The following is a 22,038-nucleotide window of genomic DNA, read 5'->3' on the forward strand; positions in this document are numbered from 1 at the left end:
ATCGAAAAATTACCGTGATCAGCGTGTATACAATTTAAAAACTAATGTTTTTCTAATAATTACGTAGGGATCACCGTACATGCCTATCCAGCTCATATTTTGAAATACCTCAAAACGAAATTTTGTTATAAGTTAGCACAAAATTTCGTTCTGGGGGTAGTTGTATTTTCTTAGCTTGATAGTGATGTGGTGCTACCCTTATATGGACTAAATATCATAAAATGTTAATTTTCTTTTACTTACCTATATATTCAATCGCCATCCAGCCATTTTTGGGTATGTTCGATAAAACGTTTTGTCGCTGGTAATGCGTGTTTAATTGAAGTAAGTGACAACCCAAGCGATCGTTTAGGTTTGTCTTCCAATTCCACAACCGTAACATTTTCGCATTGTCCTTGTAATGCGAGTTCAGACATGACACTGATTCCAAGCCCGTTCTCCACCATCGCGACAATCGCATGATCATCACCGGTTTCAAATTGGATATCGAGATGAATCCTAGCAGCTTCTAATACTTTCCTAACATCGTAACCACATGAAGAAGCAGGCATAATAAAAGGTTCTTTCTCGAGCTGATCGTACTGAATTATAGATTGTTTACTTAATGAGTGATTTTTAGGAAGGACACATAGCATTCGATCTTTTCTTAGTGGAATAGATTCTAGATGGCCCGACGACGGTAGTGACATAAAACCTAAGTCAATCACCCCTTGTTGAATCCACGTTTCAATCATTCCATAATCACCTTCCATTAATTTGATTTCAATTCGAGGATATTCCAAGTGAAATCGATGAATGATTGCAGGCAACCAGTGAATAGAAACGCTTGTAAAGGTTCCGATGCGCAAGGTTCCTGCCACTATCCCATTAATCTCTGCAACAGTTTGCTTCAATCGCTCATTATGATTTACTACTTCACGAACATGCGTTAAAACACGCTCACCATTTTCTGTTAATCGAACACCTGTTTTATTCCGGGATAACAGTTGAAAACCATACTCCAATTCAAGACTTCTAATCGCATGGCTGACACCTGACTGAGTCACATTCAGTGCTTCGGCCGCTCTTGATAAGTTCCCCATTTCAACCGTCTTCAGAAAGATTTCTAACTTAGTCAGACTCATCGATTCTCCTACTTTCTCATGTATGAATTTTGTTCAAGTATAACATTACATATATTCGTTTTACTAATACTTGAATCACAATTAAACTAAGTACATAAAAATTTTAAAGGAGAACTAAAAATGAAACCAATAAAGGCTAATCTTATGATCTTACTTGTTACAATGACCTGGGGTACTTCCTACCTTTTTATGAAAGTCGGATTGGAAACTGTCCCTTCATTTTCTCTTGTTGCATTACGCTTTGGTATTGCTTTTTTGGTTTGTGCTGCTGTTTTTTTTAAACAATTTCGTTCAATTCATTTTGTCACCTTAAAATACGGCTTTATTCTAGGATTTTTACTTTTCGTTGTATCTGCTTCAGTCATCTTAGGTTTAAAAACGACATCAGCTTCAAATGCTGGTTTTCTAGCCAGTTTGACCGTAATCTTTATCCCTTTATTATCTATCGTTCTGTTTAAGGATCGACTGAGCTACAGACTAATCATTAGTTCCCTTGTTGCAATGACTGGAATTGGTTTACTGACTTTGAATAATCAATTAACACTTAATTCTGGGGATTTACTCTGTATACTCGCTGCTCTCTTTTATGCTTTTCATATTATTGTCACCGGAAGGGCGGCTAAAGTTGCCAATACATTGCAGCTTGGAATTCTTCAGTTGGGATTTGCAGGAGGGTTTGGCGTACTCTCTGCCCTGATTTTCGAAGAGCCGCAACTTCCATCCACTAAAGAAAGTTGGATCGCTGTACTAGTATTAAGTGTATTCTGCAGTGCTTTTGCCTACATCATTCAGGCGATGGCACAGAAATACACAACACCGACACATACAGGACTCATTTTTTCATTAGAACCTGTATTTTCTGCACTATTTGCATACCTGTTCATGAACGAAGTATTGTCACTCAAAGGGTATATTGGAGCATTACTTATTCTAAGCGGTGTTATACTTGCTGAGATAAAAGTAAAACGAAAATCTACATTTAAAGCAAAAAAGAGAGAGATGGAATGCACAGAGTAATACTATTAATCTAAATTTCTATATATAAATATTTTTATCAAAGATAAAATTCTAGTACAAGTAAGCATTTATAATCAACCTTTGTTTCAACCCAACTTGCAACACGTTTGTGGTATCCTTGCTCAAATCATAATAAACATGGTATATCCAGCTGCTTAAGTCTTTTAATATAATAATTAAAAAGTGGATGTGCATAATCGCATATCCACTCTCCCCATCTATATACTTACCTTCGCTTCTCCAACATCTTGTTTTTTAATTATATCTAAGTAAAAATGTGAAACAGTTGTGTTGTAATAAGGAGAAATGAAAATAAAAGATAGATTAAATGTAAACATTCCTATAAAGGCGGCTAATAAAAACCAACCAATAAATGATAACCAAAGAACAAATAACTTTGACTTTTGTCCTTTCATTATTCTTTTACTTTCCCTCAATGCTTCACTTGCTGTATAATCAGGATTCTCTATTAATATGTAATAAGACATAGAATAAGAAAAATATTTAATAATACCTGGAACGATTAATAATAGACTCCATAAAAAAAGAAAAATTGCCTGTAACAGACCCAATTTTATTGACTTAAACACGTTGTTCTTCTTAAATCCCAAAAATACATCATCTACTTTAGCATCTTCACTTTTACCTAAATGCAAGGTGAAAACAGAGTATCCAAATTTAAAGATACCTTGTATGGAACTGTAAATAAAGAAACAAATAATTCCTAAAAATATATAACTTAGAATAAATAAAACTAGTGCAGTTGGATCTACTTGTGGTTCCCCACTAATCGAATAAATTAAGAACACATCCAAACCAATTACTCCAATAAATAAGCCAACTAATAAATACATGAAACCCGCGATTGCTGATGCACTAAGAGTGGGTACAAAATAGTTTAAAGCTGATACTCCAATCCCCAACCCCCATTTACCATCTAACGAATTAAGTGCTGCCTTCTTTAAATTTCTTTTCATACTTGTATTCCCTCCTTTTCTTATTTTCCTTTACTGAAAAAATAAAAGAACTTGCAGCAGGCCCCGCTACAAGTTCTTTTAGCTAAATTCTTTAGCTAATCAAAACAAATTATTTATTCTACACAATCGGGGATAATGCCTAAAATATGGTTTGTTAACATCATTATATAACATAATTATGAATTTTTGTATAAAAATTCTATATTTTTAGACAAATTACATCCGTTTTTTACTTGTTTTTAATTTTTATCTTCAAGATACTCTATAAAGTCATCATTTTCTCTTGTTAGAGGTAAATTTCCAACCTGATTATACAAATGAATAATAGGTAGCACTTCTAAAACCCAGTTTCTTAAACGAATCATTTTTTTAGCGTCTTCCGAGAAATTAGCTTATGAGAATTCACTGACTTCCTTTTCATTAGAAGGATAAAATTTAAATTTCTTAGGTTCGTTTATTTTTTGTAACTCTTCATATAAATTAAATGCAATATTGCCTTCCAGTTTACTAACATTGGTATCTTCTTTTATATCAATTAGTTTGCTTTATCTATTAACTCTGTTCTTAATTTTAAAATAGTAATCACATCACTTTTCAAACGAAAATAATTAATTAAGTTTTTACACTTTCTCAATATTACAGTATAAAATTTCTTATATAATTAAATTATTCTCTTTATTTATTTTATGTATATGTTCCCTTTGAACCCTACTATTATAGGGTTCCTTTTTTATAATCATATATTTATTAATTAATTTATCAATTTCCTGACTTAAACGGAGGACTTTCGTATGACTAAAGCCATGTTTATTTACCAGTTCTACTAATTCTAATTTTTTATTTTCTATTAGATTATTTAATTTCGCTACTAACATAAACTTTTTTCTTTCACACTCCCCCTGAGCAAAATAAAAAGAGCTGCTCCCAGCTCTTATATACTAAAAATCTTTATTATTGCAGTTTAAAATTTTCCATATTCTATTATAAATGAATATACATAAAGCTAACAACAATAATTGTTAGTGTATTAATAAAAAGTAGCAATATTTAATTACTGTTACAGCTTCTTGATACTTTTCTCGGGTTCAAATTTACACTACTAGATAAAAAAATCCTGCATGTTTCAAACATGCAGGATTTTTTCTATTCTTCGTTTTTCATAAAGTAAGAAACAAAACGGAGAATTTCAAGGTATAACCATACTAATGTCATCATGAGCCCTATTGCGCTATACCACTCCATATGTTTTGCTGCCCCGCTACGTGCACCATTTTCAATCGAATCAAAATCTAGTAATAAATTTAATGCAGCAACGAAAATCACAACGGCACTAATAATGATACTGATTGTCCCACCTTGGTGAATGTAAGAAACAGTAAAAACAAAGGTGTTTAGTAAGAAGACAATCAAATACATAATTAAAATGCCAAGTGTTGCAGCTGTTAAAACAGTACGGAACTTTTCAGTTACTTTTATTATACGAGTAGCATATAATACTAACATTGCAAATAAAATCGAAATGGTTAATAATACAGCAGTTAAAGCAATAGAATTTCCAAAACGCATTGTATAATATGCAGAAATACTTCCTAATAAAATTCCTTTTACCACAGCATAAATCGGTGCGCAAACTGGTGATATTCGAGGAATAAATATAGCTAAAAATGCAACTATTATATTAACCACTGCTACTCCAATTAATACCGACATTTTCATTGTACCTTGTGTTACCTGTAAATATGAATAGACAGACGCTGCAAGAAGTAAGACAAGCATAACGAATGTTTTTCTAACGGTTCCACCAATGGTCATCGTAGAAGTATTTGTTTGCTTTTTATGAAAAGCGTTCTTTTTTAACATTGGATTAGATGTTTTCATTATTTCCTCCTAAAATGTGTTTTGCGTATAAAGTGAATTTTTTATATCTCTAGTTTCTTATCGATGATGCGGCCAGTAAGCGCTACGAAGAAAATTATTAACAAACAGCTAAATCCTAGGTCAGTAATAGTACTCCACTCACTAGGATAAAAGGACGTATCAATAAAGCCATTCTGATCAATAAACTCATTGTTTTTTATAGTAACTACATATTTCTCTAATCTACTTAAAATATCCATTACTACTGTTTGGATTGTTACAAAAATAGCAAAGAAAATGATAAAGAAAAGTATCTTACTCACCGATTCCTTAACAGGAAACTGTTTTGTAATAACTATGATGAAATAACCAGAAACTAACAAAAACATGAAATCGATTCCCCACGAAAAAACAGCAAATACATGATGAAAGATGCCATATTCATATAACATATAAAAATCTTGTTGAAGACTCTCAGTCACTTTACTACCATTAGTATTTAAGGAAAAATAATACAAAAAAATTAGTCCTATTACTAGCAAAATAATAAATACGAGTGTGAAAAAAAATAAATTTGCATATATATTTCTTTGAGATGATATAGCTGTGTAGCGAATCATAGAATTTTTTATCGTTTTATTAAAAGATGACAACGCTAGTAAAAAAATAGAAAACGAAGCCATACATAATACTATTAGAAATATGGCTAATGTTATATCCTGTCTAAACGAATTCATTATTTTTAATGAACCTTTCACATGAAATAAAAGTAGCAAAGAAAAAGTGATAAAAACAAAATAAAAGATGGCTATGCTTCTTTTATTACACTTATATAAATAATGAAAAAGTGAATTCATTACTCAAAAACCTCCTTAAACAACTCATGTACTGCTTTCCCTTGATGAAAACGGATTTCCTCTACATTTTCATGTAATACAATATTTCCTTCTTTTAAAAAGATTACCTCATCAAATATATTTTCGATTTCTTCTATTAAATGAGTTGAAATGAGAATGGTACAATCTTCTCGGTAAAATTTAAGAATTAAATCTAATACATGTTTTCTAGAAACAAGATCAATTCCACCCAATGGCTCATCTAATATATATAACTTTGCTTTCCTTGAGAAAGTTAAGATAAGTTGTAATTTTTCCACTTCACCTTTGGATAAAGCAACTATATGCTCTTCTAATGGCATTTTAAATTCAGTTATTAATTCCATTGCTTGGTTTAAATCAAAATCAGGATAAAAATTCCGATAGAAAGCTACAGCATCTTTTATCGTCATCCACTCGTCAAAAACAGGACTATCAGGCATAAATGAAACAATTTTCTTTGTTTCTATTCCTACCTTCTGACCTTCAATTGTGATAGTTCCTTTAGAAGGATAACGCAAACCAGCAATCATTTTTAATAATGTTGTTTTTCCGCTACCATTATCACCAACAAGACCAATAATTTTCCCTTCAGAAATTGTTGCACTTAAATCTTGAAGCACTGTTTTTAAGTTATATCTTTTCCACAGATTCTCAATTTTTAATAACTCTGTCATTCGTTTTCCTTCCTTTTCTTTTCTAATGAAGAATGGAGGATTGGAAGAATTTCTTCTTTCGTAAATCCTAAATTGTCCATTCCATTTATAAAATTATCAAGCAACTCTGTTGCCATTTCTTTGCGTAGTTCAGTAATCATTTCTCTCTCACTCGTTACAAATCTCCCTGTTCCTCTTCGTGTCACAGCAATACCTTCTCGTTCTAGCTCTTGAAATGTGCGTTGAATTGTATTTGGATTCACTTGTAATTCACTGGCTAGTTCACGTACAGCTGGTATTTTATCACCCGGTGCTAAACGACCTGTTACAATTTCTTTTTTAATATATTCCATTACCTGAATATAAATCGGGATATTAGGAGAAAACTCAGTTTTCATTTCTCCCCTCCTCAGTATTAGTGTACTAGATGAATAATACACTAATACTGATTGTGTGTAAATGGTAATTTTCTCAAAAGATATATAGTAAATAAAAGACGATATATTTAGTGAATTAGTGTAACCAACTAAGTCCCATAAACGATCGTTTATGGGACTTTACTAATTTCTACCTAAACAGAGAAAAATACTATTCAAATTAAGTTGCAAAACTCATTACCAAAACAAAAGCTCCTAACATATTAGTCATGTAAAATATGTTAGGAGCTTGATATTTTAAGTGTTTTTTGGATTTAGGCCCTGATAACGTACGAAATTCGCTTTGTGTTGGCGCTATCCCATCGCTATCAAGCTAATATTTTATAGTACCCCCAAAACGAAAAAAACCACTTTGTATTAAAGTTGCAAATAATTTTTGCTCTCAAGTATTTTTCTTTTTTTAGTTGTTAGATGAGAATCATATATCTTAATAGGTTTTTTGTATTATAAAAAACCTATTAAGATATTAAACACAAATACCTATAGGTAATATTATATAAAAAATAAATGCGATGAAGAGAAGAGTAAATAAAGTGAATTCTATACAGAGAACCCTGGTAGCTGAAAAAGGGTTAGAATTTCTTTATTGAAGCAAGCCTCAGAGTAGCACGTCGGAACCTTTTAGGAGGGGGTTATGTGGCGGGATCTCCCGTTATAGAGCTAAGGTATAAGCATTTTTAAATGCCGTACCTGATAAAGTTAATATGGCGACATATTAATAAACTAGGGTGGCACCGCGATGATAAATCTCGTCCCTAAGACTTCAAGTCGTGGGAGTGGTATTTTTTTATTTTGTTTTAAGTGTTGCATTCTATCTGATTATATTTTAGGAGGAATTCAATTGAGTTTTAACAAAACATTGGAAATTTGGCGGTATCCATCTATCTTATTGTTTAATATTGGTGTTTCAAGTGTTGGAAGTTAGGTTTACTTTATTGCTCTAAACCTAATCGTTCTTAACATAACAGAATCAGCAATTACTGTCTCTGGTTTATATATTATTAGGGCTTTATCAACATTGTTTACCAATATTTGGTCAAGAAGTCTTGTAGATCGTTCAAATAAAAAATGTCTCATGATAGCACTAGGTTTATTTTTTATACGAGCCCCCTCACCATCAATTTAAGAATTAAAAAAGAGGGGATTATCCCCCTCCTTTTTACGCTTGCTCCGACTGTCGGAATTATTTAATAAAACCACGATTCAACTTAGTTAACTTTTCATTGATGTTAAAAATTCTTACTCTAATATCTTTAACACCAGCTGCTTCAAGTCTGTTCTTGTGCATTTCCGCGTATTTTTCAGCATCTTGTTTTTCTTCAAATACATAAATGCCTCCAGCTTCTTTTGTTTCTTCATTCTCAGTCCATATTTTCCAGTGGAATCCTTCTTCTTCGTTAATACTATTTGCTAAATCCCAAAATCCTTTTTCCATTTCTTCACCAAAAGGACCTTCAAACGGAAAATCAACTTGTAATAAATATGCCATTTTCACTCACTCCTATTTTTAATATAAAATTCTTCCCATTCTTTTACTGATTATGATTCAAATGATCATAATGTCTAAATTCGTATTGCTATTATTATTCAAGCACTAATTGGAGAATCCCCCTATTTGTAAACTAATCACAAAATGATAGTAAATTGAACGCATAAAGTTTAATAGTTTTCGGTTATGTTTAGAAAATGTGATATAAACTTATCCCTAAACTAAGGACAAACAAAACAAGCGCAGGTATCGCTTTCTTAAAAGGATCTCTCGCTAATACAGTTAGCGTTAATGCGGCTGCAAGCATCGTACCTCCTAATAACAAGCCTGCCCATAAAGCTACTGTTGAAATCCAAATTCCTATCAACATTCCAATCGCTCCTACAATCTCAAAAGCTCCAGTTAAGAAATTAAAAAACGAAGGTAAACCAAATCGTTTGAATTCATCTGCCATTTTCCCGGATATAATTTTCGTTCCTGTCATTAAAAAGAACAGAAACAACACTACTTTTACAATATTGATGAAAATTAAAATAGTAATCACACCTTTCTTATTATTTGATAAAAACTCAGTATTATTCAGGTAGTAGTCACTACCTTTACCCTATTTCCTGAGATTACCCGTATGGAAGTCGCTTCAATTTACATTACCCTTTTCAATATTAAAGGGCTGAAAATTATATGCTATAGCATATATAATACAAAAATTTGACTGGTACTAGGCAAAAAAGTGAACCTGAATCAGATATCATACAAAATAAAGCTATCTTCCCATTCGTCCAAACGAAATTACATGCTATAGCACATATAATACCTAAAACAAAGTTTGTTCCTTACGAATAGCATAGCATCAATAAGGAACAAATATTAATAGTGTGTATCATACAATTTGTTTAATAACGATTGTAATACTTTAATTTCTTCCTCGCTCAAATTACTCGTAACGAAATGGTGAGCGTCTTTCACTACAGGCAAGATTGTTTTCTTTAACTCGTCACCTTTTTCAGTTAAAAAAAGGTTATGTGAACGCCTATCTTGGTCATTCAAAGCCTTCTTTACAATCCCTTTTCTCTCCATTGACTGTATCATTCTAACGACAGTAGTTTGATCTTTATCAATAGCTTCCGCCAACTCTTTTTGAGTAGTGCTCCTTTGGCTACAAAGAACACTAATAATCCCCCACTGCTCTGGCGTAACTCCATACGGCTTTAATTTCTTTGTAAAATAATTGGTCATTTTCACATCAGTACGATGAACAAGATAGCCTATTAAATCATGTAAGTTCATATATCACCTCTATAAATTAAGATATAAAAGGATATAGCATACCAGTCAATCATTCACAATGAATGTATTTGTTTCACCATATATATGCTATGGCATATATATTAAAGTAGATCATTTTAATTGTCAAATGATTTACCTATTGTCAAAATCAATTTCATACATTCCTCCGGTGATTTTTGCTGCTTATTTCTTTTCCCTTCTACAGAAGCCTCTTAGATCCCACAGTTTCATATAATCGTAGTAATTTTTATCGCCTCATCCTCTTTCTGTATATATTGTTCTTATCATATTTTATAAAATATGATAAGAACAGATAACTACACATCTTTAAGGATACCTCATCCAGTTCTTTTTGTTACAAAATAAGCAGCATAAATACAATCCACATTAGAAAAAACATCAAGAAAAGACACTCCAAATATGGAACGTCTTCTTTCACTATGCCCATCAACTTAAGAATTTGATAGTTTCCCAAAACGAAAAAGATGAGTGTATTGCTTAACTTACTAGCGATGTAGCAGTCCCCTATTTAAAATAGTAAAGTATAAACATGAAAAAGCTCCTAACAAATTTTGTTAGGAGCTTTTTCAAATACGCGATATTTATTTAATCTTCATTATCGATTTCTATTGTACCCGTTCTAGCACTAACCTTTAAAATATTTAACAGATTATCAGGTGTCTTGATTTCCACTTCATATTCAAATTTTGATTGTGCTAAGTTGTCATCTTCTAATTCGAATTCTTTTTTCACATTAATAATTTCTCCATTTGTATGAGCTAAAGAAATTTCACGAACTTGTTTCTCTGTGTAGTTTTCATTCTTTTTTGCATAATTGTAACCCATGCCATAATATCCACTAATAATAGCAATACCACTTACTAAAATAGCAATTACACTTATCATTATTTTCTTTTTATGTTTTAACATTTCCATCCACTCCTTAATGATTAATCCTCTATTCCAAATCTTGCTTCAAGTGCATTTTCTGCTTGTTCTAATTGATCTTCCAGTATATCGTGTTCTCTTTCTTGCGTTTGATATTGTTCAACAGTTATCGTTCCAGCGTGATAATCTGCTTCTAGCTGATTATCAGATATATCTATCTTGTCATCCAATTGGTCAATTTCTTTTTTTGCTGCTAAGTACGTATTTAGGTTTTCTTCTTTTGCTCCAACTGGTTTCGTGTTATTTGCCTTTTCGACAATAGATGTGACTTCGTTTTTGAAATCTTGTGTTTGCTTCGTATCATTCGTAGCAGGCCCTATTTTGCTTGGTTCTTGTTGTAATTGAGCAACTTCTTTTTGTAATTTATCATTTTCCACTTTCAGTTGTTGTACTTCTGTATTGTTATCAGCTTGAGTAGAACAAGCTGTTAAGAATAAACAGGACATTGCTCCAATCAGCATCCATTTTCCCATTCTGTTTTCCTCCCTTTACATGTGCACCTTATCCTTGCCTTTATATTACTGAACAAACATTAAAGGAAGATTAATGTACAAAAAAATAAAGTGAAGGCTTTTACAGGCAGTTAATCCCTACCTACCTCGCATTCACCGAATTTTGAGGGAGTAGTCTTACTGCCCGTTAATGTGAGATAAAATGATATAATTAACTAGTTTCTAATCTTCCTTTAATGTTTTTGAATTATAGTGATACATACTAATAAGAAGAAAAGGAGAATGTTAATGCGAGTTCTTATCGTCGAAGATGAACAAGACTTACAAAATATATTGGTGAAACGATTAAATGCAGAACATTATAGTGTCGATGCATGTGGGAATGGAGAAGATGCCCTGGATTATATAAACATGGCTACCTACGATTTGATTGTACTTGACATTATGATTCCAGGAATAGATGGTTTACAAGTATTACAAAGATTACGCGCGGACAATAATGCAACTCCTGTCTTGCTTCTTACAGCTAAAGATACAATTGACGATCGTGTAACAGGACTCGACTTAGGTGCGGATGATTATTTAGTAAAGCCGTTTGCTTTTGATGAACTGTTAGCAAGAATTCGAGTGTTAATGCGAAGAAAAACAGGAAATACATCTAATGTATTTGAAATCGCTGATCTAGTGGTAGATTGCAATATGCATAAAGTAACACGAGGAGACCAAGTTATCACTCTTTCCAGTAAAGAATTTGCTATTTTAGAATATATGATTCGTAATAAAGAAGTTGTGTTGACACGAGATAAAATTGAGCAACATGTGTGGAATTACGATTATGAAGGTGGCTCGAATATTATTGATGTTTACGTCCGCTATCTTCGCAAAAAAATTGATAGCCAGTTTGAAACGAAGTTAATTCATACAGTACGAGGAACTGGTTACGTATTGCGAGTAGAATCATGAAAAGACTATCAATAAAAATGAGAGTAACTCTGTGGTATACGGGGCTAATTGTAATTATTATGGCACTCGTGTTAGCTTTTATTTTAACTTCTTCAGATAAAGTTTTGCTTTTTAATATGAAAGATCAATTGAAGAACACAGTAAAAGAAAGCATGGAAGATATCGAATATAAGCATGGGCAGTTAAAGATTGACGATGATTTTGAAACCTTAGAAGATGGAGTAAATATTAGTATTTATAGTAAACAAGGTGAGCTGTTGGTAGGACATAGTCCAACAAGCTTTAATAAAAAGATATCGCTTAAATCCGATGAAATACAAACCATTAAAGACGGCAATAAAGAATGGATAGTATATGATTTTCTCCATAATGCAGGCGGCGATGAGCAAGTCTGGGTTCGTGGAATAATGACTATGAACCAATTATCCTCAACGATGAATACGCTTATCGTGGTAACAATCATCTCATTCCCATTACTTATTCTTATTGCGGCATTCGGAGGATATTTTATTACGCAAAGGGCGTTTCGACCTGTGCAACAAATGAGTGATTCAGCCAGTAAAATTGGTGATGGTAAAGACCTTTCGAAGAGAATTAATTTACAAGGTTCACCGAAAGACGAAATGTATCATTTAGCACAAACCTTTGACAAAATGTTTGAGCGATTGGAGACATCATTCGAAAGTGAAAAACAATTTACATCTGACGCATCTCATGAATTAAGAACACCAACATCTGTTATTATTTCGCAATGCGAATACGCTTTATCGCAGAGAAATAATCCGAAAGAAATGGAAGAATCGTTAGAAGTAATTTTAAAACAATCACGTAAAATGTCCGCTCTAATCTCACAACTCTTATTATTAGCACGAGCTGACCAAGGAAACCATAATACTTTCCAATTTGAATGTATCAATATGAGTGAATTAACGGAAATCGTTGTAGAAGAGCTTTCATTAATGGTTCAAGAAGCTTCGGTTGAAATAACAACTAATATAGAGGAAGACCTATTTATTAAAGCAGATCAAACATTGATGATGCGTTTATTAATGAATTTACTAACGAATGCGATTGCTTATAGTAAAGCGAGCGGAACTGTGCATATGCAACTATTCCGTGATGAAACCAACATAATAGGTAAAGTCTCCGATAATGGCATCGGCATCAGCGAGCAACATATTACTAAAATATGGGACCGCTTCTATCGAGTTGACGCAGCACGAACATCTTCAAACATCGGAAACACAGGTTTAGGATTGTCGATGGTAAAATGGATTGTCGAACTACATGGAGGAGAAATTGCGGTTGAAAGTAAATTAGGAGAAGGCAGTACTTTTACATTTAAACTACCAATTGAAAAAAGAGCATAATTTATACGTGTCTGTCGCTTCAGAATAAAGATTGATTCAAAGGCTCTCTACAATCCTTATGTAAAAATAACTGAAGCATTTTAAACATCATCGATTTTATCATTTTGGACAACCTATTCTGTTAAATTAATATACATGCGAAAAAACTATCAAAATAAAACCCCAGAAATCCAATGGTCTCTGGGGCTTCATTATATATTTAGCTCTTTTTGCTTTTTGTTTTGTTTATGTCTATAGAGCAATTTACGACTTATTAGAGAAATCACTAATAAGGTCAGAATTAATAAGATAAGTTGCATAAATGATAAATCAAAATATTTAGCACCTGTAACGATTAAAAGTGTAGAAATCGTGCCTTTTACAACGAAAAAAATAATAACCCATAACCCGCCTTTTTTCCAGTTCATTTTATATTACCCTTTCCTACGTTTAAATTCTTAAAATATTTAATGATAGTTCGTAAATATGACAACTTAATAGAAATCTATTATATTAACAAAAAATTCATGTCTAATTAAATGCGACGATTCTATATTAAGTGAAAATGATATTCATTGTCAATTTTATTGATTATTTGAATACTTATTCTTAATCTCTTTCTACTTTGTTTCTTATTAACAATACACTTTTGTATTCAAACAAAAACACCTCCATTACATTTGCACACTTAGTATGCGAATGCAAGAGGTGTTTTTTCATATACCATCAGGTAAGATTTCCAGTTTTGTTTATTTCTTGATACGTAGCTATTTTTTAGTACACGATAACTGGATCATACGTGTTCAAACTATCATAGACAGTTTTTGCAACATTAGGAAGAAGGTTCACACACCCACCTGATCCTCCTGTTAAATAAGCGTTATTTCCCCAGTCTTTTCGCCAGCCGGCATCGTGGAATCCTTGACCACTATTTGTGAATGGAACCCAGTAATCTACTTTAACCGCATAATCAGCTTTCCCTACTGCGCTACCTCTTAGCGTGTATGGTGTTCGTTTATATAGAACGTACCACACACCTGGTGATGTATCTTCACCAGTACTATGTTTACCAGTTACTACATTTGTTGTAACAACTAATTTTCCATCTTTGTAAATCCAAATTTGTTGCTCTGCAATTGAAACTTCCGCATACGTGTCTCCGATGCCATTATTCGCTGTTGTTTTATAACCGATACCTTCCTTCTCCCAACCATTTCCGTGAATATTAGAAGCAGAAAGCGATTTTTCGCCTTTCTCAAAGGCTTGTTGAACTTGTTTAGTTTCTTTTTCAACATCTAGTGCCCAGCCGTAGCCTTGCCCTTTTACTGATATGACTGAACCAGAATGCGTTTTAAATGAGAAATCTTTATTTAATGTTGATTTGGCATTATTAATTTCAGTAATTTTTTTCTTAATGTCGCTCGCGTCAATTGTAACTTTCATATCCTTTGACATAGAAGCATTTTGAATTAAATCTTTCGCTTTTAAAGTATAAACTTCATTCTGCACTTTATACTCAACAGACTGCCCAAGAAGATTCTGTAGTGCTTTCTCCTCTTTTTTGACAATCGGATCGTCTTCTTTAATAGGTTTTATGTATGCAGACTTCAGATGAATTTCGCTTTTATATTTTTGCTTATCGTAATCTTTCAGTAGACTAGTAACGTCATACTGTTTTCCTTCAACACTTTTCGAAATAACAATTTTTCCTTGTTCTAGCTTCGCCATAGCATCTTGAGGCGCTTTTAATTTTTCATTCATAGAGATGAGCGTTTCTTCTACAAGTTTTTTCATCGTTTCACTACGATACTGATCTGCCTTCTCTGGTAGTAATGAATAATTTTCTCCCTTTGAGGAAGGGAAAAATGTCCACTGACTTTTTAATAGTTTCTTAACTTGAGGCAAATCTTTTTCCGTAAGTTCCGTTTTTGTATCTTTTTCATCTAAAATTTGTTGTTGATCAACATAGACTTTGTTTGCTAGTCCAGATGTCTTTAATTTCTGTATTGCCTGATCAGCGCTCAGACCACCAACTTTTGTGTCATTAATTGTAACATTCGAATTGAAGTGAGTTGCCTGATAATAACTCATTCCCCCAATAAGAAGTGCAATTACACCAATACCCGCTGCGATAAACTTCCAATTTGTATAACGTTTTTTTGATCTTACTCGTTTTTGATCAATTTCTTCAACTGATTCATTTGTTGTATTGTTGTTCATCAATCTTTCCCCCGTATGCATTAACGTCAAACGATTTTCAACTAAAATCATAGACTAGTGTACCTTATTTTTCCTAAAATTTCATTATTTCCGACCACATTTTATCGCAATTTAATGATTTAATTTAGATTTTTTAATAGTACGATGCATTGAACAGTCACTTACAAGTAATAAATCATTCAAAAGTGTTGCTTCCTTATATCTATCAATCTAACAGAATAAGTTGCTCCCAAAACGCTGCAAACGAACTAAATTCTCATGAATAACAGTTTGTATTCATATTTGGATACTTCAACATATTTAATTGATAAACATGAAAATTCCCCTTTAAGAAAAATATAAAAAATCAGACAGTATACTTGAATTGCTCTTCGCAAGAGAATATACTAATAAAGCAGGCTATGACGTTCCTTCCTTCTAACTTCTTTGGCGAAATAGGGATGTTACTTTCCTGCTAAACACATAGGCTATGACAATTCTTCCTTCTTTGTAGAAATTTCAAATTGTTTTAGAGTTGTCAATTTCCTATGAAAATAATTAGACTATAAAACCTCTTTCTTCTTTGGGTTTGAATAAACTTTAGTTTATCAACCATTGATGTAGAGGTTTTCTTTTCTTAATTAACAAATTACCACTTAACAACTAAATGTTATACCCCTAATTTTTCACTAAAAAATAGCTTTATACCCTCAGTGCATTTCTCTACAATTAGTGTGTTTATGCATGTAAAAATAAAAATCTACCACTGAAAGGAGGACAGTCAGACTATTCCCCTCTTTTATAAGGAGTGAATAGCTGGCGTTCTCATGAAAAACTCTATTTACATAAGAAGAAGTTTAAAAGTAATTATAAAAAGAGAAGAAAATAAACTACCGAACATGTATTTAGCCACTGCTTTAAAAAACTTGGAAAGTTTAGGATTTACTTTTTCTGAGCCTTTAATAGAAGAGTTGCAAACACTTTCGGTTGATACATTCACATCGTTTTACAAAGAGTTGGTAAAACATTTAAAAGAAATGGTTGGTGCACATATTCAGTTTACTCCTATGTATCCAAACTTTCCGCAACAAATGATGGATTTAAGTGACGCTGATTTATACATCAATGCCGTTATTCACTATGTGACGTTGCGCCTGCCTATATCAAAAGTAGAAGAACGACTTCCTCTTTTAGATAGCGTTGATTTGAAAGTTATTGACTTAGGAAGTGAAGAAGATTTCAATCAAATGATTTCTCAATTGATTCGTGCAAACAGCTCTATTTCCTCAACTGATAAGACAGATGTAGAATGGGCTATTACACACACTGAAGATGTTTCCTGTTTTCTACCTAATGTAATTCCTCATAAGGAAAATATGTCTTTTATAATTGGAGTTTTATTAATAAACAGAAAAATATCAGCCGATGCTGCTGCAAAGTATTTTAAAACAGCAACTGATGTTCTTCGCCTTGCAGTTGCTTTATCTGAAGGTGATGTGAGTTTAGCATCCTCCGTTCGATTCAAGAAGTTTAATCGAGTAGAAAGACGCTTCCTTTTAGGATTGTTAGAGCAATGCGGAAACATTACCGAAGATATGATTCGATACAAAAAACGTTGGATTCGTTTAGGTGAAATTCTTCATCCAGCAGAATATCATACTCGTTTCCCAAAAACCCACCGAGCATTTGAGATGCTTCGCAACAACATTAAAGTTGAAACATTTAATGGAAAAATAGAAGCAGCTTTGTTGAATCGTGATATCATGACAGCGAAAAATCTTTTAAAAACTCGCCCGGGGGAATTTGCCAGACGCTTGGATCATTTAATCCGTTTATGTAGTGATACGTCAACAGATGTTTTCAATATTCTCGAAGAGTTTCTAAGTATAATAGGAAATGTTTCTACTCCTGTATTACTTCAACTCACGGCTCATTTTAAGCATCGAAATGATAAAAATGAATTTCGCACCTTTTTTCCAAAGGGAAATGTAGCAAAAGCTATAGGTATTGAAAATACACTTCCATTTATCTCAGAGGATATTTGTTTAATGATTGTAAAAATGTGTGAAGATACTTTAAAAAATCGCTTCGCAGAACTTCCAAGTCTCGGAAAAGTATTTTTGGATGAACAGTTAAAAAATCACTTAGTTCCCTTCTCTCAACGTTCAGCCAGCAAAGCGCTTCGCACATTATCTCGAGGAAGTAAAGTAGATTTGCCAGAAGGAGATACGATTCGTTTTTTCCTATGGTGGAAAGAAGGCTATGTGAATGGACAACATACAGGACGTGTTGACATTGATTTGTCTGCTGCAATGTACGACGAAGATTGGCAATACAAAGAACATGTATCCTTCACGAACTTACGTTCAAAAAATTTCAAAGCCTACCATAGCGGAGATATTACTTCTGCACCAAAGGGAGCATCTGAATTCATTGATTTCGATATTCCGTCTGTGCTGAAATATGGTGGACGCTATGTAGTTATGACTTTGCTTTCTTACACAGACCAACCATATAAAGATTTACCAGAATGCTTTACTGGTTGGATGGTTCGTCAATATCCTGGTTCAGGTGAAATATTTGAACCTTCTACTGTTCAAGATAAAGTGGATATTACTGCCGACACCCAAATCTCTATTCCAGTTATTTTAGACTTAAAGGAACGAAAATTGATTTGGACAGATTTGTCTCTTACAAGAGATCTAACTTATGATAATACCATCGAAGCTAATCAAAAAGGTATGATACTAGTTGGAAAGGCTTTAACTAATTTAGTTAAACCGAATTTATATGACTTGTTCCGATTACATATTGAAGCTAGAGGTGAACTCGTTCAAGACATCGAAGAAGCAGAAACTATTTTCTCTTTGAATAAAGGGATTACTCCTTTCGATATCGAAAAAATAATATCTGATTTTATAGCTGACTCAAAAGGCTAACTACATTACAAACATTGATAATGTGTGGAAAATATCGATGTATAATGTCTATGTGAAACAGGACCTAATAGATGTATATCAGGTCCTGTTTTTTATTTAGTAGATACTAAATAATCTGGTTAATCACTATTCATCTAAATACACTATACTAATAAAGTGAAATTTATTCGAAAGAAGTTCATTAGTTAATATGTATCTAATTAAGAAACATTCATATACCAGCCCAAACATCTTTTCCATATCGCCCTTCATCTTGCACACGATCCAACCAATTTCTTGCTTCTTGTTCACTGACTTCATGAATTTCTTGATATGCTTGACAAAGGGTATCTTCTACATCCGGAGCCATTTTACTTCCATCACCACATATATAAAGATGAGCTCCATTATCTAATAACGAAATTAAATTGATTCTATCTTGTTTTATCAAATGCTGTACATATGTTTTTGGATGTCCCTCTAAACGAGAAAAAGCTGTGTGTAAAGAGATTAATCCATCTCTTTCATCATTTTCTAGTTCTGTACGATAGAGATAATCTTTTTCAGGATGACGACAACCAAAATATAGATGCGCTTGTCCTAAGTTAATACCTTGTTGCTTTTGAACACGACGCGCTTGCAAGAATCCACGGAATGGTGCAATTCCAGTACCTGGCCCAACCATAATAATTGGTGTTTCTGGATCTTTAGGTAATTCAAAGTTTGATTGTGGCGTTCGAATGAAACAGATAATCTCATCTTTATTATGACGCTGAGCTAAGTAATTAGAAGCGACTCCTTCATATGTCCCTTCCCCACTCCATGCAGGCGCATTAACAACACCGACCGTAATGCTCAGACGATTGTGTGCAACGAGTGGAGAGCTTGAAATAGAATAGTAACGCGGTTTGAGCGCAGGAAGAAGTTCTAAAAAGCGTTCAAATCGGATTTCACAAGCCTCATACTTTTCAAGAAGGTCCAACATTGAAATCCGTTTCTTTAATATTTGTTCATGGTAAACTCCTTCTTCTAATAATGCTTCCAATTCTTTTTTATGAGGAGGACATGCTGTGAATGTTACCATTTCTCGTATTTGTGCTCGAGTGGCAGCTTCTTGAACTTCAACACTATAACTAAGAAGGTCCAATAAACTAACAGGACTGTCTAAAGGTATGTGATTTATACTTCGTCCACTTGCACTCAGTATAACTTGATCCTTCCCATTTAACCCAAAACGTTTTAAAATTCGGTTGATATTTTTCTCGCTATTAACTGGCAACACTCCAAGGTGGTCTCCTTCTTTATATGTAGCGCATTCTGGCAAAGATACCTCGATATGTCGTGTACTTCTATCACTGCTGGGTGATTGGAGTTCACGATTTTCTAGTATAGATGCATAAACTGCTTCATATGTTCGTGCAAGAGGAGATCCTCCAAGACGACTGACAAATTGTAGACTCAAAGTACTGCGCTCTTTTTCCATATTTTTGTTGAGTTCCAATCCAAATGCCTTCATCGCATCAGACCACATACTTTGTTTCCATTGCTCAAGCTGTTCCTCGAAATCACCACTTGCATCTGCTTCTCCGCGTTTAGAAAATCTTGTTGCTCCTTTTTGAGCCATCTGCTCATCAATGTATCTTGGAATCCGTTGATAGGTACTAGCCCAATTATGATCTCCACAACCAAAAACTGCGTATTGAACACCTTTTAGCTCATCTGGTTTTAGTTCCTCCAACCATTGCACAAACTGCCCTGCATTACTTGGCGGTTTTCCATTATAAGAAGAAGTCACAATAAGTACCGCTCCTTCTTTTGGCAAACTTCCAATTCGATCATTAAGAGCTACCACTTCCGTTTGAACCCCTTCTAAACTAGCTGTATCTGCTAATTCTCTTGCAATACCTTCTGCCACACCTGTATCCGAGCCGTACAGAACAAGAAGTGAAAGATTATCGGCCCCAATAATAGAAGGTGTCTTCTGAACGTGCTGCTTAATTTCATCGTTTTTCAGCTTGTCCTCTGTAGGTGCAAGAACAGTAGGATGACTAATAGTTTGTTTTCGGGGTAGAATCCTAATCTTAAAATCACCGGGCTTTAGCGTTAATGTTTGTTTTACATCCAGCTGATAGTTTTGATAATCGATTAATTCAAAATGTTGAAGAAGCATTCCCATTACAAGAGTGGCTTCATGAAGTGCAAATTGCATACCGATACATGCTCTCTGGCCATTTCCAAATGGCTTATAAGCATGATGAGGAACCTTATCTAGCTCTTCAAATCGTTCAGGTTGGAATTCTTCCACATTGTCTCCCCATGCATCTTTATCCCTATGCAGCTGTGGAATAAGAACAGAAATACGATCTTCTCCTTTCTTAATTGGGTATTTCCCACCAATCACTGTATCTTCTTTTGCATAGAGACTGAATGCTGGAGCGGTAGGCCATAGACGTAGCGATTCATTTAAAATCATCCGTATATACTTCAGTTTCATAACTTGTTCGTATGTTGGAGTAGGATTTGTCAAAACACGGTCTACTTCTTCATAGGCTTTTTTCAACTTATCCGGATTCTTTAATAAAAAGTAAATTGCAAAAGATAACAATCCACTTGTTGTCTCATGTCCAGCTATTAAAAAGGTAATAATTTGGAAACGAATATTTTCATCATCTAATTTTTCACCAGTTTCCGGATCTGGCACATTTAACATACGGGAAAGTAAATCATTTTCTTCCTGATCTCCACTACTTTTACGTTCAGCAATAATATTATCTACTAAAGAAAACATAGATTGAATATCATGCTGAAATTGACGTTTCGTTCTCCACATAAGTTTGTCTTCTATATCCAGCCGCTGCAATTGGTGCATCGCCTCATCTAGAGCACGGGTCATGCTAGTAATAAAAGGATGAGGGGTCTCACGATAAAAGCTATTGAATCGGTAATTAAAACCACATAGACCAATTGTATCTAACGTAAGGCGAGTCATATCCTCCGGAACATCTACGTTTTCATTCGGATTAAGCCGTGCCCATTTTTGAACGAGTTGTACAGCAAGATCGACCATCATGGCATGGTAATCTTTCATTGCCCGTTGGCTAAATGTAGGCATCAAAATATTATGAGCTTTTTTCCAGTTAGGCTCGTGAGTCTCGCTAGTAAATAATCCGTCTCCAGCAAAGGCACGAACTTTTGCTAAAGCACCCTCTATACTTTTATCGAACCGTGTTTCGTCACAGACTTCTGCTACCAATTCATGTCCAGAAACGACAATGATGGTATCACTTAAAGTTTGAATTTGAAAAATGGGACCATACTCTTCCGCTATCTTGATAAAGGATAGGGTCGGTTTATCTTTATCGATTAATGGGAGATTACCCAGCGGTCCATATGTTTTCGGCTGAGGAATATCAGATACTTTTTTTTCCATTTAAAACACCCTTTCAAAAAAGCATGAAATAAAGATATGTAATTGATTACCTTATTTTAT

The 22,038-nt window shown here is 33.6% G+C and carries 19 protein-coding genes, 1 pseudogene and 1 other annotated feature; of the genes and pseudogenes, 5 read left to right on the top strand and 15 right to left on the bottom strand.

Features of this window, described 5'->3' with window-relative positions:
- Positions 1–251 precede the first annotated feature (251 nt).
- Positions 252–1,124, bottom strand: coding sequence for a LysR family transcriptional regulator (locus MR136_RS05720; RefSeq protein WP_000059808.1), 873 nt, complete (start codon positions 1,122–1,124; stop codon positions 252–254).
- 120 nt (positions 1,125–1,244) lie between these two features.
- On the opposite strand from MR136_RS05720, the gene MR136_RS05725 reads away from it, so the two are divergent.
- Positions 1,245–2,141, top strand: a complete 897-nt coding sequence (locus tag MR136_RS05725; RefSeq protein WP_017673650.1) for a DMT family transporter — start codon at positions 1,245–1,247, stop codon at positions 2,139–2,141.
- A gap of 218 nt (positions 2,142–2,359) precedes the next feature.
- Here MR136_RS05725 and MR136_RS05730 read toward each other — a convergent pair whose 3' ends face one another.
- The 6 genes from MR136_RS05730 to MR136_RS05750 all read right to left on the bottom strand — a co-directional run bounded on the left by MR136_RS05730 (position 2,360) and on the right by MR136_RS05750 (position 6,904).
- The gene (locus MR136_RS05730; protein WP_000827978.1) at positions 2,360–3,118 is read right to left on the bottom strand and encodes a DUF975 family protein; all 759 of its coding nucleotides are present in this window, start codon (positions 3,116–3,118) and stop codon (positions 2,360–2,362) included.
- Positions 3,119–3,771: 653 nt separating this feature from the next.
- Positions 3,772–3,993 (bottom strand): aspartyl-phosphate phosphatase Spo0E family protein, encoded by a 222-nt coding sequence (locus tag MR136_RS28410; RefSeq protein WP_000959245.1) that lies wholly within the window; start codon positions 3,991–3,993, stop codon positions 3,772–3,774.
- A gap of 268 nt (positions 3,994–4,261) precedes the next feature.
- Positions 4,262–4,996, bottom strand: coding sequence for a Bax inhibitor-1/YccA family protein (locus MR136_RS05735; RefSeq protein ID WP_061457441.1), 735 nt, complete (start codon positions 4,994–4,996; stop codon positions 4,262–4,264).
- A gap of 41 nt (positions 4,997–5,037) precedes the next feature.
- The gene (locus MR136_RS05740; RefSeq protein WP_061457442.1) at positions 5,038–5,832 is read right to left on the bottom strand and encodes a hypothetical protein; all 795 of its coding nucleotides are present in this window, start codon (positions 5,830–5,832) and stop codon (positions 5,038–5,040) included.
- Entirely contained in the window at positions 5,832–6,527 is a 696-nt protein-coding gene (locus tag MR136_RS05745) for an ABC transporter ATP-binding protein (protein ID WP_000137758.1), read from the bottom strand. The genes MR136_RS05740 and MR136_RS05745 overlap by 1 nt, the downstream gene beginning before the upstream one ends.
- Positions 6,524–6,904 carry a GntR family transcriptional regulator gene (locus MR136_RS05750; protein WP_017673653.1) on the bottom strand — a complete coding sequence of 127 codons (381 nt, stop codon included), beginning with the start codon at positions 6,902–6,904 and terminating at the stop codon, positions 6,524–6,526. Before MR136_RS05750 ends, MR136_RS05745 begins: the two co-directional genes overlap by 4 nt.
- A 542-nt stretch (positions 6,905–7,446) precedes the next feature.
- Positions 7,447–7,703, top strand: a binding site (T-box leader).
- Between the two features lie 81 nt (positions 7,704–7,784).
- On the opposite strand from MR136_RS05750, the pseudogene MR136_RS05755 reads away from it, so the two are divergent.
- Positions 7,785–8,039 (top strand): annotated as a pseudogene (locus tag MR136_RS05755) (MFS transporter); the annotation flags it as partial.
- A gap of 87 nt (positions 8,040–8,126) precedes the next feature.
- On the opposite strand, the gene MR136_RS05760 reads toward MR136_RS05755, so the two are convergent.
- The 5 genes from MR136_RS05760 to MR136_RS05780 all read right to left on the bottom strand — a co-directional run bounded on the left by MR136_RS05760 (position 8,127) and on the right by MR136_RS05780 (position 11,140).
- Positions 8,127–8,432 (bottom strand): monooxygenase, encoded by a 306-nt coding sequence (locus MR136_RS05760; protein ID WP_000323764.1) that lies wholly within the window; start codon positions 8,430–8,432, stop codon positions 8,127–8,129.
- Between the two features lie 190 nt (positions 8,433–8,622).
- Positions 8,623–8,973 (bottom strand): DoxX family protein, encoded by a 351-nt coding sequence (locus tag MR136_RS05765; protein WP_031312243.1) that lies wholly within the window; start codon positions 8,971–8,973, stop codon positions 8,623–8,625.
- Positions 8,974–9,299: 326 nt separating this feature from the next.
- Positions 9,300–9,719 carry a MarR family winged helix-turn-helix transcriptional regulator gene (locus tag MR136_RS05770; RefSeq protein ID WP_001048563.1) on the bottom strand — a complete coding sequence of 140 codons (420 nt, stop codon included), beginning with the start codon at positions 9,717–9,719 and terminating at the stop codon, positions 9,300–9,302.
- Positions 9,720–10,325: 606 nt separating this feature from the next.
- Positions 10,326–10,649: a PepSY domain-containing protein gene (locus MR136_RS05775; RefSeq protein ID WP_000912138.1), complete on the bottom strand. Its 324-nt coding sequence runs from the start codon at positions 10,647–10,649 to the stop codon at positions 10,326–10,328.
- A gap of 20 nt (positions 10,650–10,669) precedes the next feature.
- Positions 10,670–11,140, bottom strand: a complete 471-nt coding sequence (locus MR136_RS05780) for a hypothetical protein (RefSeq protein ID WP_017673656.1) — start codon at positions 11,138–11,140, stop codon at positions 10,670–10,672.
- A gap of 267 nt (positions 11,141–11,407) precedes the next feature.
- Here MR136_RS05780 and MR136_RS05785 point away from each other — a divergent pair, with 267 nt between their 5' ends.
- Together MR136_RS05785 and MR136_RS05790 are read left to right on the top strand one after the other, a co-directional pair.
- Complete coding sequence (locus MR136_RS05785) at positions 11,408–12,082, top strand: response regulator transcription factor (protein ID WP_001264523.1); 675 nt, start codon at positions 11,408–11,410, stop codon at positions 12,080–12,082.
- A complete protein-coding gene (locus MR136_RS05790) occupies positions 12,079–13,452 on the top strand; it encodes a sensor histidine kinase (RefSeq protein ID WP_017673657.1) in 1,374 nt (457 codons plus the stop codon). Before MR136_RS05785 ends, MR136_RS05790 begins: the two co-directional genes overlap by 4 nt.
- Before the next feature lie 191 nt (positions 13,453–13,643).
- On the opposite strand, the gene MR136_RS05795 is transcribed toward MR136_RS05790, so the two are convergent.
- Together MR136_RS05795 and MR136_RS05800 are read right to left on the bottom strand one after the other, a co-directional pair.
- Positions 13,644–13,859 (bottom strand): hypothetical protein, encoded by a 216-nt coding sequence (locus tag MR136_RS05795; RefSeq protein WP_001104104.1) that lies wholly within the window; start codon positions 13,857–13,859, stop codon positions 13,644–13,646.
- Positions 13,860–14,205: 346 nt separating this feature from the next.
- Complete coding sequence (locus tag MR136_RS05800) at positions 14,206–15,651, bottom strand: L,D-transpeptidase family protein (RefSeq protein WP_061457443.1); 1,446 nt, start codon at positions 15,649–15,651, stop codon at positions 14,206–14,208.
- A gap of 806 nt (positions 15,652–16,457) precedes the next feature.
- Here MR136_RS05800 and MR136_RS05805 point away from each other — a divergent pair.
- Complete coding sequence (locus MR136_RS05805; RefSeq protein WP_242259277.1) at positions 16,458–18,569, top strand: TerD family protein; 2,112 nt, start codon at positions 16,458–16,460, stop codon at positions 18,567–18,569.
- Positions 18,570–18,780: 211 nt separating this feature from the next.
- On the opposite strand, the gene cypD is transcribed toward MR136_RS05805, so the two are convergent.
- Positions 18,781–21,978, bottom strand: a complete 3,198-nt coding sequence (gene cypD / locus MR136_RS05810; RefSeq protein WP_017673658.1) for a bifunctional P-450/NADPH--P450 reductase — start codon at positions 21,976–21,978, stop codon at positions 18,781–18,783.
- Between the last annotated feature and the right edge of the window lie 60 nt (positions 21,979–22,038).

Origin of the sequence: Bacillus cereus group sp. BfR-BA-01311 (genome assembly GCF_022664295.1) — a bacterium.
GTDB classification, from domain to species: Bacteria; Bacillota; Bacilli; order Bacillales; family Bacillaceae_G; genus Bacillus_A; species Bacillus_A cereus.

Coding starts and splice junctions, on each gene's coding strand:
- MR136_RS05750 (WP_017673653.1), bottom strand. CDS start 6,904: ATGAAAACTGAGTTTTCTCCTAATATCCCGATTTATATTCAGGTAATG.
- MR136_RS05730 (WP_000827978.1), bottom strand. CDS start 3,118: ATGAAAAGAAATTTAAAGAAGGCAGCACTTAATTCGTTAGATGGTAAA.
- cypD (WP_017673658.1), bottom strand. CDS start 21,978: ATGGAAAAAAAAGTATCTGATATTCCTCAGCCGAAAACATATGGACCG.
- MR136_RS05785 (WP_001264523.1), top strand. CDS start 11,408: ATGCGAGTTCTTATCGTCGAAGATGAACAAGACTTACAAAATATATTG.
- MR136_RS05775 (WP_000912138.1), bottom strand. CDS start 10,649: ATGTTAAAACATAAAAAGAAAATAATGATAAGTGTAATTGCTATTTTA.
- MR136_RS05760 (WP_000323764.1), bottom strand. CDS start 8,432: ATGGCATATTTATTACAAGTTGATTTTCCGTTTGAAGGTCCTTTTGGT.
- MR136_RS05725 (WP_017673650.1), top strand. CDS start 1,245: ATGAAACCAATAAAGGCTAATCTTATGATCTTACTTGTTACAATGACC.
- MR136_RS05805 (WP_242259277.1), top strand. CDS start 16,458: ATGAAAAACTCTATTTACATAAGAAGAAGTTTAAAAGTAATTATAAAA.
- MR136_RS05770 (WP_001048563.1), bottom strand. CDS start 9,719: ATGAACTTACATGATTTAATAGGCTATCTTGTTCATCGTACTGATGTG.
- MR136_RS05745 (WP_000137758.1), bottom strand. CDS start 6,527: ATGACAGAGTTATTAAAAATTGAGAATCTGTGGAAAAGATATAACTTA.
- MR136_RS05740 (WP_061457442.1), bottom strand. CDS start 5,832: ATGAATTCACTTTTTCATTATTTATATAAGTGTAATAAAAGAAGCATA.
- MR136_RS05800 (WP_061457443.1), bottom strand. CDS start 15,651: ATGAACAACAATACAACAAATGAATCAGTTGAAGAAATTGATCAAAAA.
- MR136_RS05780 (WP_017673656.1), bottom strand. CDS start 11,140: ATGGGAAAATGGATGCTGATTGGAGCAATGTCCTGTTTATTCTTAACA.
- MR136_RS28410 (WP_000959245.1), bottom strand. CDS start 3,993: ATGTTAGTAGCGAAATTAAATAATCTAATAGAAAATAAAAAATTAGAA.
- MR136_RS05790 (WP_017673657.1), top strand. CDS start 12,079: ATGAAAAGACTATCAATAAAAATGAGAGTAACTCTGTGGTATACGGGG.
- MR136_RS05720 (WP_000059808.1), bottom strand. CDS start 1,124: ATGAGTCTGACTAAGTTAGAAATCTTTCTGAAGACGGTTGAAATGGGG.
- MR136_RS05735 (WP_061457441.1), bottom strand. CDS start 4,996: ATGAAAACATCTAATCCAATGTTAAAAAAGAACGCTTTTCATAAAAAG.
- MR136_RS05795 (WP_001104104.1), bottom strand. CDS start 13,859: ATGAACTGGAAAAAAGGCGGGTTATGGGTTATTATTTTTTTCGTTGTA.